A 14,587-nucleotide genomic window follows, 5' to 3' on the forward strand; every position below is an offset into this window, starting at 1 on the left:
AGCTTTTAAAAGCTGCTTTTTATTTTTTTATTCTATAAAACCAAACTCTTTATCTATTTGGTTAAGTTTTTCAAGGTCGAAAGGTGTAGTTTGATATACATGATAATTTAACCAGTTTGAAAAAAGCATATTTCCGTGTGCTCTCCATCTGACTATTGGTTTTTTAGTATCGTCATCATCTGGGAAATAATGTTTTGGAACTTTAGGATTTAAACCTTTTTTCTTGTCTCTTTCGTATTCTTCTTTTAATGTATTTGGATCATATTCGCTATGTCCAAATACAAATATTTTTCTTTGGTCTTTGCTTACAAGTAGATAAGCACCTGCTTCTTTACTGCTTGCAACAATTTCAAGGTCTTTTTCTTTCTTAATATCCTTAATAAGACACTGGGTATATCTTGAATGAGGCGCATAGAAAACATCATCAAATCCTCTTACTATTGGTCTTCTTCTTAAAACTCTATGTTCGAATACTCCAAACATTTTTTCCGGAAGATCTTTTTTGTCTATTCCGTAGTAATGATTTAGGGCTGCCTGTGCTCCCCAGCATATAAACATGGTCGAGAAAACATTTTTATCTGCGAAATCAAAAATTTGTTGAAGTTCTTCCCAGTAGTTTACATCATCAAATTCAAGTTTTTCCACAGGGGCTCCCGTTATAATCATTCCATCGTATTTTTTATGTTTTATATCATCAAAATTTTTATAGAATGTTTTTAAATGCTTGTAAGACGTATTTTTACTTACATGGCTTTTCATATTAATTAAGTCAACTTTTACCTGTATAGGTGTATTACTTATAAGCCTTAGAAGCTGTGTTTCTGTTACTATTTTTGTAGGCATCAAATTTACAATAGCAATTTCAAGTGGTCTAATGTCTTGTGTTTCTGCTCTTTCTTGATGCATGACGAATATATTTTCCCTGTCAAGCTGTTTTGCCGCAGGTAAATCTTTTGGTATTATAACAGCCATATTTAAACCTCTTTTCTATTATAAAAATTACTTTATTATTTTTTGATAGATTGCAATAATAATTTTTTATACTAGTTCAAGAGCTTTATTTAAATCTTCGATAATATCATCAATATCTTCAATACCAACTGATAATCTTATTAAATCAGGTTGAACTCCCGCTTCAATTAATTCTTGATCATTCATTTGACGGTGAGTATGACTTGCAGGGTGAAGTACTGATGTTCTTGCATCTGCAACATGAGTAACAATTGCTGTCATTTCCAAATTATCCATCATTTTTACTGATGCTTCTCTTCCGCCTTTTAATCCGAATGAAATTACACCGCATGTACCATTTGGCATATATTTTTGTGCAAGGTCATAATATTTGTTTCCTTCAAGTCCTGGATAATTAACCCATGCAACTTTTTCGTGATTATCTAAGAATTTTGCAACTGCCAAAGCATTTTCGCAGTGTCTTTGCATTCTAAGATGAAGTGTTTCAAGTCCCAAATTTAAAAGGAAAGCATTTTCAGGGGACTGAATTGAGCCTAAATCACGCATTAATTGAGCTGTTGCTTTTGTTATATAAGCAAGTTTGCCAAATCTTTCAGTATAAACAAGACCGTGATATGTTGGATCAGGAGTTGTAAGTCCAGAGAATTTGTCTTTATGTTTATCCCAGTCGAAGTTTCCACTGTCTACTATTGCACCTCCTACACATGTTGCGTGTCCGTCCATGTATTTTGTTGTAGAATGAGTAACAATATCTGCACCCCATTCAAAAGGACGGCAGTTAATAGGTGTTGCGAAAGTATTATCAATAATTAAAGGTACACCGTGTTCATGTGCCGCATTAGCAAATTTCTCAATGTCTAATACTACAAGAGCTGGGTTTGCGATTGTTTCTCCTACAACAGCTTTTGTGTTTTCTTTGAATACTTTATCAAGTTCTTCTTTTGATATGTCTGGATCTACAAAAGTACATTCAACTCCCATTTTCTTTATTGTATGAGCGTAAAGGTTATATGTACCTCCGTATACTGCAGTTGAACAAATAATATGATCTCCTGCCTGAGCAATATTCATTATTGCATAAAAGTTGGCAGCTTGTCCTGAAGAAGTAAGCATTGCTGCAACCCCTCCTTCAAGTTCGCATATTTTCTTTGCAACCATATCATTTGTAGGGTTTTGAAGTCTTGTATAAAAATATCCTTCTGCTTCAAGATCGAAAAGTTTTCCCATTTCTTCACTTGTTGAATACTTAAATGTTGTTGATTGTATTATAGGAAGAATTCTTGGTTCTCCCGTTTTAGGCTGATATCCGCCTTGAACGCACTTTGTGCCTTGTTTTTTATTTGTAATGTCCATATTTAGTCATCTCCTGTGTAAAAGTTAATGTAAAAATAATCTTATCAAATATTTTGTTATAAGTAAATATATAAATTGTTATTTAGAAATAGATTTTATCTATAACCAGTTATAAGCCTGAAATGTCATAAAATATATTGTATGTACGCTTAAGATACTATATAATTTATATATAATAATAAAAGGGGAAATTAAAATGAAAAAGAAAATTTAAAAGTATAAAAAGAAAAATTATACGAGGAAGAGATAAATAAAATTTATGAAAAAGGCAAAATGATAACCGTTACCTATGATGTTAATATGATAAAAGAAAACGGAACATGGATGGTTGAAAGCGACCTTGAATTATATAGTATAATTAACGGACAAATGCTTGATTTTATCAATATGGATAGTTTTAATTACTAATAAAAAAGAGGGGTAACCTCTTTTTTATTTTATATAAAATTTATTTGTATCCACACCTTCAAATTCTAAAAGCTTTATTTTTTTATCTATACCGCCAGCATATCCCGTTAAGTTGCCGTCTGATCCTACTACTCTATGACAAGGAATTATTATGCTTATGGGATTATGAGAAACGGCTCCTCCAACAGCCTGAGGTGACATGTTTTTTTTGTTCATTTTTATTTTTAACTTTTCAGATATTTCTTTGTATGTAGTAGTTTTTCCGTAAGGTATTTCACATAGTATATTTAATACTTCCATTTGAAAATCGCTTGCATTTAGTTTTATGTTTAAATCTACAATACTTGGTTTTCTTCCACTGAAATAATCATCAAGCCACAATTTTGTTTTATTTAGAATTTCTATATCTTCATTTTTTAAAGGAGTTTCTTTTATTTTATTCATGAAATATTTTTGACCTTCTATATATAGACCTATTAAATATTTATTATCGCTTATAAGGGTAATCTTTCCCACAGGTGAATAATATGTATCATAGTAAAGCATTGATTTTCTCCTTGTTATTCTATTTCTTAATATTTTATTACAAAATCAAGAATTTATTTACAAAATGTAATGAAAACGATTATAATAATTATACATTACATATTTATTATTTTAAATAGGGGGAATAAAAATGAAAAAGAACTTGAAAAAATTTTTAAGTTTTATTTTGTGTTTAGTTATGTTGGTATCGCTTTGTTCTTGTTTTGAAGATTCACCAGAAGAAACTGTAAGTTATGTGTTTGATAGCTTCAAATCAGGAGATGAAGAAGTTGTTGGACAAATATTTGATAAAAGTGATTTCATAAGTGATGTAGAAAACGAATATAATGAGGCTTTTAAAACTATTTTTGCAAATATGGATTATGAGATAGTATCTGTAAATGAAAATGCAGATAAAGCAAGTGTTATTATTAAAATAACAAATAAAGATTATGAAAATGTCGCTAAAAAGGTTTATAAAAATTTAGAATCCTATGCTATGAAAAATCCTGAGGTTTCTAAAGAGAATTTAGAAAAGAAGTCAGAAGAATTAATATTGGAAGAAATAAATAAAGCATCAAAGTCAGATAAAACAGTTACAAATCAAGTAGAATTTATTTTAATAAAAGATGAAGATGGTTTTTGGGATACAGATGAATTAAGTGATGAAGTTATAAATGCCATGACAGGCAATTTATTCAAAGGTATGGAAGAACTCTAAAATATTTCGATAATATACTATATTTAAAAGGAGGCTTAGGTCTCCTTTTTATTATGATAATTATTTATTTAAAATAAAATATAATTTTATTTTGACAAAAAATTTATATTTACAAAAACCATGAAAACGATTATAATTATCTTATAAAATATAAAATGATAGGGGAAAGAAAATGAAAAAAAATTTAAAAAAAGTTCTTAGTTTAGTATTTTCTTTAGTAATGTTAGTTTCTTTTACGGCATGTGGTGGTCCTACTCCTGAAGAACTTGCAACCAGTGCTCTTGATGCTTTAAAATCTGGCGATGAATCGTTTTTTGAAGGTTCAATAGAAACTTTTGAAGAATCATTTGATGCTTCATCAGCAGAAGATCTTGATAAAGCATTAAAAACAGTTGTAAGCACAATGGATTATGAAGTGATTTCTACAAATGAAGATGGAAATAAAGCAACGGTAAAAGTAAAAATAACAAATAAGGACTATTCAAAAGCAGTAGAAAATTATTTTTCAGATGTTATGGCATATGCGATGTCTAATTTAGATGCTTCAGAAGATGAAGTTAATAAGAAAGTAGTTGAGCTTTTAGTAAATGCAATAAATGAATCTGCCAAAGGTGAAGCTACAGTAACAAATGAAGCAGATATTACTCTTACAAAAGGTGATGATGGTTGGGTTTTAGATGAGCCAAGCGATGAATTAATGAATGCACTTTTTGGAAATATGATAGATGGTATGAATAATTTATCATCTTCATTCTATTAAAATAAAAAGAGGCCTAAGCCTCTTTTTTATTTTTCTTTTATTATTTTCTTGCTTGAAAAATACGTGATAAGGAAATATCCTCCATATATTAAAATTATTGCTATTGCCGTTATTATAATTGAAGGAAGAATATTCATATTGCCTATTGTTGATAGGATGTAGTTTGCAAATTTAAGACCAAATACAGAATGTACTATAGCCAGTAGTAATGGAAGAATAAAGAATATTCCTATTTGCATAAATAAAGCTCTATTTATCATTTTTTCGCTTGTTCCGATTTTTCTTAAAATCTTATATCTTTCAATATTGTCAGCACTTTCCGAAAGCTCTTTTAATGCCAGTATTGCAGCTGAAGTAATAAGGAATATTATTCCAAGATATATGCCGATAAAGGTAACCGTAGCTCCAAGCCCTTTTGATGAATCATAGTTATAAATTCTTGTTGAAGAATCTATTTTTATATTATAGTCTTTAACATCTTTAAACCCACTGTTTTTATCTATTCTCTCGGTAAGTTTGTTTTCAAACTCAGCTTTTTGCTCTTCATCACCTAAATTGTAATTTGCATTAAAGTAGTTTATTTCCTTTTGTTCATTTGTAAATTTAGTACTGTCGGGAACGATTATTATTCCCATATTTATTGCTTGAATGGAATCTTCTATAAATCCGTCATAACATTCATTATTTGAAGGTTTATATGTTTTCCCATTTATTGTAATTTCTGTTCCTGCTTGTAAGGCTTTGTTTCTATAGCCTGTCATCATGTCATAGTTGCAAACTACCGTATACTCTCCTTCTTTAAGACTTATCTCTTCATTCCCAAATAGTCTTGCGATTTTATTATAATCGGAAACTTTCATTATGCTTTCTGCTGCATCAAATTGTGCCGTAGGAGTTTCTTTTTTTATTTCGTCTATAATATTTTTTAAAGTATCTTTTAATGTAACTGTATCTACGGTATAAGTGCTTACTTCGGTGTAGTCCTTAAAGTCGCTTTTTACATCATAACCCATATTTTCAAGTACTTCATTTATACTTTTTTCTGAAAAGTCAACGGCAGAAGAGGAATATTCTCCATTATCCGGTAACATCATTGTCTTTGATATGGTTATGTCCACAGGGTTATATTTTGTAAGTTCACTTGTAAGAGACTTATTCATAGCAAGCCCTGCTGAGAGCATACATATTGTTGTAAACAGCATTAAACATATTATGCTCATTGAAACAACAGTAGTATTTATTTTTGAGTTAATTTGTTTTAATACAAACATATTAAGGTTTTTATAGTAAAGCCTTTTACATGATTTTACTAACTTTAAAACAAATCCAGAAAGAGAGAAGAAAAATAAAAATGTTGAGGCTGCGCCTATTATTATATATTTTACTATATCTCCCTGAGATAAATCTAAAGTGTCAATCGTTACTTTGTAATATGCAAATCCAAGCATAATAATTGAAATGATAAATAGTAATACAGAAAGAAAAGGACTTCTCATTTTTATTTTTTCAACTTTTTTACTTCCTGTTATTAAGTCTATTAACTTATATTTGTTTATCACAAAAGTATTAAATATCATTACAAATATATACATTAAAGAAAAGTATAGTATCGTTTTAAAAAGTGCCGCAGAGGAAAAAACAAACTTAAATTCGTTCATATCTGCTTCAAACATGCTGGCAACTATTATAGACATAAACTGGGAAGCAAAAATGCCAAGTATTAAGCCCACAAAAAGAGATATTATACCTATAAAAAGAGTTTCAAAAAATAATATTTTAGAAAGCTGTCCTTTCCCCATTCCTAAAATAAGGTATATTCCAAATTCCTTTTTTCTTCTTTTTATCAAAAAATTATTTGCATACATTATCAAAAATCCGAGTACGATTGAAATAAAAACAGATAATCCTGAAAGCATTTTTACCATTAATCCAACAACGTCATAGGTCGATTTTGCAAAGTTTTGTATTGGTTCTTGTGCATCCATGGAATTAAATACATAAAACACCGCAATACCTAAAATAAGTGTCATGAAATAAATGGCATAATTCTTTATGCTTTTTTTAATGTTTTTCATGGATAACTTAAATAACATCGTTAAGTTCACCTCCAAGAAGTGTCACAACTTCAATTATTCTGTTAAAAAATTCTTTTCTGCTGCTGTCTCCTTTTAGAATTTCATTAAATATTTTTCCGTCTTTTATAAATAAAACTCTCTGTGCTTTTGATGCGGTAAAAGCATCATGTGTAACCATTAAAATTGTGGCAGATAGTTTTTTGTTTAAAAGTTCAAGACTTTGAAGAAGCATTTTAGCACTTTTTGAATCTAATGCTCCTGTTGGTTCATCGGCAAGAATAAGTTTAGGATTTGTTATAATTGCTCTTGCACATGCTACTCTTTGTTTTTGTCCTCCTGACATTTCATAAGGATATTTATCAAGCACATCTTCTATTCCAAGGGCTCTCGATATGTTTTTTACTCTTTTTTCTATTTCGCTTACTCTCATTTTTTGAATGGTCAGTGCAAGGGCAATGTTTTCATATGCCGTAAGAGTATCCAGTAAATTAAAATCCTGGAATATAAAACCGAGTCTGTTTCTTCTAAATTCGTTTAGGTGTTTGCCTTTTAGGTTTGTTATATTTATATCTCCAACAAAAATATCGCCGCTTGTTACTTTGTCTATTGTTGATATAACATTTAATAATGTTGTTTTCCCGCTTCCGCTTGAACCCATTATTGCAACGAATTCACCATCATTTACATCAAAACTTATATCTTTTATGGCTTTTGTAAGATTTGATTTATTGCCATAATATTTTTCTATATTTTCAACTCTTAATACTTTTTCCATTTTTTTCTCCTTATATATACTTTGCGGTAATTTCAAATTCACCGCTGAACTTTTCACATATTATGCTTAAGTAATATTCTCCATCAGCTATTTTTAAATCTCTTCCGCCGCTTTCCGGTCCCTCTATATCAAAGCATGCTATAATTCTAGTTTTTGAATCGTTTTTTATAATTATTTTTGCTTTTCCTTTTATAATATTTGCATTATAACTTATATTAATGTTTTTATGTTTTCTGTTTACTTCCACTGAACCAAATATAACTTCTTTTATATTTGCATTTTTATATTCGCATTCGTATTTGCCTGTGTTGGTATCCAAATAAAATACTCTTTCTCCCATTAAGTCTTCAGTAGAAGTTAATAATTTGTTTCCTACAAATTTTAGTATATCATTATACTTATTTATTAGTTGATTTTTGTTTATACCGCATCCTGTAATTATTAACGATATTGAACACAAAAGTATGATTGCTGTTTTCTTCTTCATGTTGCCTCCTTTCTTTAAGTTGATTATAGAAAGGATTAAATTTTTTATCCATCGATTAAAATTACATAACCTTACAGTTTTGTAAGGTTAGAAAAGTATATTAAAAATATAAAAAACGAATCGGGGTCGTTTTTTTATTTTATAAAATAGTATTTTTATAATTAAGCTATTTTGATTACATAAATATGAAAATTAATAAAGTAAAATTTTTACTTTATATTAAATTTAAGTTTATTTTAAACAACGAGATATTTACTAAATATATTTAATTATTCTTAAATATGATATAATAATGATAAATTTTACATAAAAATTAAAAATAGGTGTAATAATGAATAATGTCATTTTAATTATAGACTGCGGAACCCAAAGTATACGAGCAATGCTTGTAAGCGATAAGGGTGAAATTTTAATAAAGGAAAAGAAAAAATACGAATACATAACAAAAGAAAAAGGAAGTATTATTGAGTTTGATGCAAATAACTTTTTTGAGGAAATAATTTCTCTTTTACTTAAGTTAAAAAGTAAAGATGAAAAATTATATTCTAAGATAAAAGGAGTAAGCATAACAACTCAAAGGGATACTTTTGTTTTGGTAGACAGAAACGGAAATCCTTTAAGAAATGCTATTTCATGGCTAGATAGAAGAAAAGCTAAAAATTATAAGAAACCAAATATATTATATAGAATGCTTTTTTCTTTGGTTAGTATGGGAGCTATGACTAAAAATTTAATGAGTGAAGCAAGGTTTAATTGGATTATAGAAAATGAACCTGATGTATGGGATACAACATATAAATATTTGCTTTTACCTCAATTCCTAAATTATAAATTTACAGGCAAATATATTGAAAGTGATGCGGGAACTGTTGGGCATATTCCTTTTGATTATAAAAAAAGGGAGTATGATAAATCTTACGGAATAAAAAGACAGCTTTTTAATGTAGAGCAAAGAAAACTTGCAAATGTAATACCATCAACTAACGTAATAGGAAGTATTTTAGATGAAGTATGTGAAAGAGCCGGACTAAAAAAAGGAACTGTTCTTATTGCAAGCGGAAGTGACAAAGCATGTGAAACCATAGGGGTAGGATGTACTGAAGAAGGTATAGGAAGTATATCTCTTGGAAGTCAAGTTACAATTCAAGTTTCTACAAATAGATACTATGAGCTTACGAGATTTGTTCCACCTTTTTGCAGTGTGATTCCAAATACATATAACCCTGAAATTATTTTATATAGAGGTTTTTGGCTTGTTACATGGTTTATAAAAGAATTTGCTTATAAGGAAGAACAAATATGTAAAGAAACCGGTAAAGATATATATGATGTAATGGATGAAAAATTAAAAGAAATACCCATAGGTTGTGATGGTCTTATTCTTCAGCCTTACTGGGGACAGGATATTCTTCGTCCCGAAGCAAAAGGAAGTATACTTGGTTTTAATGATAAACATACTAGAATGCATATTTACAGGGCAATAATTGAGGGAATAGGATATTCCTTAAAAGAAGGAATAGAGAGAATTGAAAAAGTATCTAAAGTTAATATAGATAAAATAGCATTATCAGGAGGAGGGTCAAGAAGCGACATAATATGCCAGATAATAAGTGATATTTTAAATAAAGAGGTTTATAAAATTCAAACCTATGAGGCAAGCGGTGTAGGAGCTGCTATGGCAGGTTTTATAGGACTTAATGTTTTTAAAGATTTTGATGAAGCAAAAGAAAATATGGTAAGACATACAAAAACATTTTCTCCAAATGAAGAAAATGCAAAAAAATATAATGATATTTATAATAATGTATATTTAAAAATATATAAAAACGTAAAAAAAATATATACAAAAATGAATAATATTAATTTATAGGGGGGAAAATTATGCCACTAAAAAGTACAGTTGAAAACTATAAAGATTATATGGGGATATCTCCAAAAGCAGAGGATTTTGATAAATACTGGGCAGAAGGAGTAAAAGATTTGAAGGGAACTGATTTTTCTTATACTCTTGAGAAGAGGGATTTCCCAATGAAAGATATCGAAGTATACGATATGTATTTTAAAGGAATGAATGGGGAAAGAGTTCACTGTGAACTTGTTAAACCTAAACACATTGAAGGAAAAATTCCGGGAGTAATGTCATTCCATGGTTACACATCAAATGCAGACAGTATTTATTCAAAAGTTCCATATGCATATAATGATATGGCCTTTTTAGCTTTTGAAGTTCCTGGACAAGGTGGAAAAAGCGAAGATAACTACACTGCTGACGGACCTACTCTTTATGGTCAAATAATAAGAGGCGTAATGGATGAAGACAAGAAAAAATTATTTTTCAGAAATATTTATCTTGACGCCGTAAAAGCTTTTGTTCTATTTGAAAATATGGATTTCATAGACGAAAACAGAATTGGTACAACAGGAAAAAGCCAAGGGGGCGCATTAAGTCTTGTTGTTGCGGCATTTAATAAAAATGTTAAGGCTAGTGCTGTTATTTATCCTTTCCTTGCAGACTTTAAAAAGGTTTTTGAAATGAATATGTGTGAAGATGTGTATGTTGAATTTAAAAATTGGTTTAGAAAATACGATACATTACACGAAAAAGAAGATGAATTTTTTGAAAGACTTTCTTACATAGATGTTCAAAATTTTGCGGATAAAGTAAAATGTGATGTGTTATTCTTTACGGCGCTTCTTGATACAACTTGTCCGCCTATAACACAATTTTCAATATACAATAAATTAAAATGTAATAAGGAATTAAAAGTATACTGCGAATATACTCATGAAAGACTTCCTTATTCAGACGATATAATATATGAATTCTTTAAAGAAAAACTTTAATTAATAAGCACCCTGATTATAGATTCAGGGTGTTTTATTTTTGTTAAAATTTAAAAAAAATTATTAAATTCCCAAACAAGTTTTTATATTTTTTGTCAAATTTAAGGTATAAAATATTAAAATTAAAGGTAAAAAAATACATTTGATTAGGCTAAAACCCTTTATTTAAAAGGGTTTTGGTTGTTTGAAAGGTTTTATATAAATAAATATTATACAATTATTAATTTGTAATTAAAATTATATAATTCTATTGACAAATTATATAATCAGGTATATAATTTAGCCAAAATAAAGGAAAGGTGCAGGTAAAATGGGAAAAAGTGTATATAGTTTAGTATTAATGGATGAAGTCGTAGAAAAAGTTGATGAAGCGGCTTATAAAATGGGTACAAGCAGGTCTAATTTAATAAATCAAATTTTGGCTGATTATGTATCATATACAACACCTCAAAAACAGGTTGAAGGAATATTTACATCCCTTGAAAATATGTTTAAGGAAATGAATACTTTTCAAGTTTTAGCTAATCCATCTCCTTATTTTATGAATATAACCAGCTCTCTTAGATATAAATACAGACCAACCATAAAATACGGAGTAGAGTTATATGACAATTCAAAGTATTCATTTGGAGAGCTTAAAGTTACTTTAAGAACGACAAATCAGACTTTAATAAGAGATATGAACAGATTTTTGAATTTTTATTCAAAGCTTGAAGAAAAATATATTAGAGGAATACTGGAGGATAATTTATGTTACAAGATAGAAGAAAAGAAATATACAAGACAATTTGTTTTACCAAAGGAACAAGGTGTTGACAAAGTTGACCTTGGAGTTTTAATCGGAGAATATATAAAGGTATTTGACAGCGTGTTAAAAGTATTTTTAAATGATCTTCCATATATTGATGACGCATGCTCCGATGCTGAAAAAGAGTATGTTACTTTAATGCAAAAGGTTCATGCAATTATATAATGATTATTTAACATAAAGGAGGGTTTTAAAATGAATGCAAATGACTATACTGAAAAATCACTTCTTGCACTTCAAAATGCACAGAATTTAGCTATAGATAACAATAACTCGGTTATGGAAGCCGAACATTTATTATACGCATTACTTGATGACAGAGGAGGGCTTATTCCTGAACTTCTTGAAAAAATGCAGGTTAATGTATCTGGATTAAAATCGGAAGTAGAAAATAAAATAAAATCTTTTCCTAAAGTTTCATCAAGCAGCGTAGATAACTTATACGCAAGCAACAACTTAAATAGAGTTATTCGTCTTGCAGAAAATATAGCAAAGAATATGAAAGACGAATATGTTTCCGTTGAACATTTATTCCTTGCAATGTTTAATGAAGGCGGAAGCTTTATAAAAGATGAATTTAGAAAATATAATGTTACAAAAGATAACTTCACAAAGAACTTGTCTTTGGTGAGAGGAGGGAGAACAGTGAACAATCAAAATCCTGAAAACACATATAATGTACTTGAAAAATATGGTTCCGACTTGGTGGAACTTGCAAAACAAAATAAACTTGACCCTGTAATCGGCAGGGACGATGAAATAAGAAATGTAATAAGAATACTATCAAGAAAAACAAAGAATAACCCTGTTTTAATAGGTGAACCTGGTGTTGGTAAAACAGCAATCGCAGAAGGTCTTGCTCTTAGAATTGTAAGAGGAGATGTTCCAAACAATCTAAAAGACAGAAGCATATTCTCTCTTGATATGGGTGCTCTTGTTGCAGGTGCAAAATTCAGAGGTGAGTTCGAAGAAAGAATCAAAGCCGTACTTGATGAAATCAAGAAAAGCGAAGGTAAAATTATTCTATTCATTGATGAACTTCACACAATAGTAGGCGCAGGTAAGACTGACGGTGCAATGGATGCCGGCAACCTATTAAAACCACTTCTTGCAAGAGGGGAATTACACTGTATAGGTGCAACTACTTTAAATGAATATAGAGAATACATCGAAAAAGATGCTGCACTAGAAAGAAGATTTCAACCTGTTATGGTAGGAGAACCAAGTGTTGAAGATACAGTTGCAATCCTTAGAGGTCTTAAGGAAAGATATGAAATATATCACGGCGTAAAAATCACAGACCAAGCTCTTGTTTCTGCAGCAATTTTATCAAACAGATATATTACAGACAGATTCTTACCTGATAAAGCAATTGACTTAATCGATGAAGCCTGTGCTTTAATCAAGACTGAAATGGATTCAATGCCAACAGAGCTTGATGAAGTAAACAGAAAGATTATGCAATATCAAATTGAAGCAACAGCTCTTAAAAAAGAAAAAGACGAACTTGCAAAGAAACGTCTTGAAGAAATCAACAAGGAAATCGCTGAACTTTCTGATAAGTTTAATGCCATGAAAGCAAAATGGATGAAAGAAAAAGACACAATCGGAAAAGCTCAAAGATTAAGAGAAGAAATAGATAGAGTAAACGGCGAAATAGAACAAGCTCAAAGAGTAAACAATCTTAATAAAGCAGCCGAACTTAAATATGGTAAATTGCCAGAACTTCAAAAGGAATTAAAAGCCGAAGAAGAAAAATCAAAAGAAAAACATTCTACTCTTTTAAGAGATAAAGTTACGGAAGAAGAAATCGCAAAGATTGTTTCAAAATGGACTCATATTCCGGTATCTAAACTTGTTGAAAGCGAAAAAGAAAAACTTCTTCACTTAGAAGATACACTTCACAAGAGAGTAATCGGACAAGATGAAGCAGTAAGACTTGTAAGCGATGCGATAATCAGGTCAAGAGCAGGTATTCAAGACCCATCAAAACCAATAGGTTCATTCTTGTTCTTGGGTCCGACAGGGGTTGGTAAAACAGAGCTTGCAAAAACTCTTGCTTATACACTATTTGATAATGAACAAAATATCATACGTATTGATATGAGTGAATACATGGAAAAATTCAGCGTGTCTAGACTTATAGGTGCACCTCCGGGATATGTAGGATATGATGAAGGGGGACAACTTACGGAAGCAGTAAGAAGAAGTCCTTACAGTGTAGTACTTTTCGATGAAATCGAAAAAGCTCATCCTGATGTATTTAACATCTTGCTTCAAATTCTTGATGACGGAAGAGTTACAGACTCACAAGGAAGAACTATTGACTTTAAAAACACAATCATTATCTTAACATCTAACCTTGGAAGTGAATATTTGCTTGAAAGTACAGAAAAATACGGCGATATTACAGAAGAAACAAAAGATAATATAGATAAACTTCTTAAATCACACTTTAGACCTGAATTTTTAAACAGACTAGATGAAATAGTTATCTACAAGCCGCTTAAGAAAGAAGAAATATCCAAGATTGTCGACCTTATGTTGGAAGAACTTAAAAATAGACTTGAAGATAAATTCTTACATTTTGTTATAAGTGATAAAGCCAAAGAATTTATAATCGACAATGGTTATGACCCAATATTTGGTGCAAGACCTCTTAAGAGATTTATTCAAAGTCATGTTGAAACATTAATAGCTAAAGCTATACTTGCAAATAACTTTGAAAGCGGAACTACATTAAAGGTAGATGTAGAAAATGATAAATTGGTTGTAAGATATTAATTTGTAAAAGGACCTTAACAGGTCCTTTTGTTTTTTTGTATTGTAAAGTAAAATATAATTAATAATTTATATTTT

Annotated in this window: 13 protein-coding genes; 7 read left to right on the forward strand and 6 right to left on the reverse strand. The window is 29.8% G+C overall.

Going from position 1 to position 14,587, the window contains the following annotated elements; translation table 11 throughout:
• Positions 1–27 precede the first annotated feature (27 nt).
• Both metA and ACTQYZ_RS01580 read right to left on the reverse strand, forming a co-directional pair.
• A complete protein-coding gene (gene metA / locus ACTQYZ_RS01575; RefSeq protein ID WP_441021030.1) occupies positions 28–972 on the reverse strand; it encodes a homoserine O-acetyltransferase MetA in 945 nt (314 codons plus the stop codon).
• Positions 973–1,038: 66 nt separating this feature from the next.
• Entirely contained in the window at positions 1,039–2,325 is a 1,287-nt protein-coding gene (locus ACTQYZ_RS01580) for an O-acetylhomoserine aminocarboxypropyltransferase/cysteine synthase family protein (RefSeq protein WP_441021028.1), read from the reverse strand.
• A 273-nt stretch (positions 2,326–2,598) separates the two neighbouring features.
• On the opposite strand from ACTQYZ_RS01580, the gene ACTQYZ_RS01585 reads away from it, so the two are divergent.
• Positions 2,599–2,733, forward strand: coding sequence for a hypothetical protein (locus ACTQYZ_RS01585; RefSeq protein WP_441021026.1), 135 nt, complete (start codon positions 2,599–2,601; stop codon positions 2,731–2,733).
• Between the two features lie 24 nt (positions 2,734–2,757).
• Here the strand turns inward: ACTQYZ_RS01585 and ACTQYZ_RS01590 are convergent, their stop codons facing one another.
• Positions 2,758–3,279, reverse strand: a complete 522-nt coding sequence (locus tag ACTQYZ_RS01590; protein WP_441415890.1) for a methylated-DNA--[protein]-cysteine S-methyltransferase — start codon at positions 3,277–3,279, stop codon at positions 2,758–2,760.
• Positions 3,280–3,409: 130 nt separating this feature from the next.
• Between ACTQYZ_RS01590 and ACTQYZ_RS01595 the strand changes: the two genes are divergently transcribed.
• Together ACTQYZ_RS01595 and ACTQYZ_RS01600 are read left to right on the forward strand one after the other, a co-directional pair.
• Positions 3,410–3,979 (forward strand): DUF5105 domain-containing protein, encoded by a 570-nt coding sequence (locus ACTQYZ_RS01595; RefSeq protein WP_441415891.1) that lies wholly within the window; start codon positions 3,410–3,412, stop codon positions 3,977–3,979.
• Positions 3,980–4,151: 172 nt separating this feature from the next.
• On the forward strand, positions 4,152–4,739 hold the full coding sequence (locus tag ACTQYZ_RS01600) for a hypothetical protein (RefSeq protein ID WP_441415892.1): 588 nt from the start codon (positions 4,152–4,154) through the stop codon (positions 4,737–4,739).
• 26 nt (positions 4,740–4,765) lie between these two features.
• Here the strand turns inward: ACTQYZ_RS01600 and ACTQYZ_RS01605 are convergent, their stop codons facing one another.
• From ACTQYZ_RS01605 to ACTQYZ_RS01615, 3 genes are read right to left on the reverse strand one after another with little or no spacing between them, the layout of a single operon-like run.
• The gene (locus ACTQYZ_RS01605) at positions 4,766–6,832 is read right to left on the reverse strand and encodes an ABC transporter permease (protein ID WP_441415893.1); all 2,067 of its coding nucleotides are present in this window, start codon (positions 6,830–6,832) and stop codon (positions 4,766–4,768) included.
• On the reverse strand, positions 6,822–7,589 hold the full coding sequence (locus ACTQYZ_RS01610) for an ABC transporter ATP-binding protein (protein WP_441415894.1): 768 nt from the start codon (positions 7,587–7,589) through the stop codon (positions 6,822–6,824). Before ACTQYZ_RS01610 ends, ACTQYZ_RS01605 begins: the two co-directional genes overlap by 11 nt.
• 10 nt (positions 7,590–7,599) lie before the next feature.
• Complete coding sequence (locus ACTQYZ_RS01615; protein ID WP_441021010.1) at positions 7,600–8,076, reverse strand: hypothetical protein; 477 nt, start codon at positions 8,074–8,076, stop codon at positions 7,600–7,602.
• Positions 8,077–8,407: 331 nt separating this feature from the next.
• Here ACTQYZ_RS01615 and ACTQYZ_RS01620 point away from each other — a divergent pair, with 331 nt between their 5' ends.
• The 4 genes from ACTQYZ_RS01620 (at position 8,408) to clpB (ending at position 14,512) form a co-directional block, all read left to right on the forward strand.
• On the forward strand, positions 8,408–9,946 hold the full coding sequence (locus ACTQYZ_RS01620) for an FGGY-family carbohydrate kinase (protein WP_441415895.1): 1,539 nt from the start codon (positions 8,408–8,410) through the stop codon (positions 9,944–9,946).
• An 11-nt stretch (positions 9,947–9,957) separates the two neighbouring features.
• Complete coding sequence (locus ACTQYZ_RS01625; RefSeq protein ID WP_441415896.1) at positions 9,958–10,920, forward strand: acetylxylan esterase; 963 nt, start codon at positions 9,958–9,960, stop codon at positions 10,918–10,920.
• A 310-nt stretch (positions 10,921–11,230) separates the two neighbouring features.
• Entirely contained in the window at positions 11,231–11,893 is a 663-nt protein-coding gene (locus ACTQYZ_RS01630; protein WP_329381925.1) for a CopG family transcriptional regulator, read from the forward strand.
• Positions 11,894–11,923: 30 nt separating this feature from the next.
• The gene (clpB, locus tag ACTQYZ_RS01635) at positions 11,924–14,512 is read left to right on the forward strand and encodes an ATP-dependent chaperone ClpB (RefSeq protein ID WP_441021001.1); all 2,589 of its coding nucleotides are present in this window, start codon (positions 11,924–11,926) and stop codon (positions 14,510–14,512) included.
• Positions 14,513–14,587: the final 75 nt, after the last annotated feature.

Source organism: Anaerofustis sp. LCP19S3_F7 (assembly GCF_052119445.1).
GTDB classification, from domain to species: domain Bacteria; phylum Bacillota; class Clostridia; order Eubacteriales; family Anaerofustaceae; genus Anaerofustis; species Anaerofustis butyriciformans.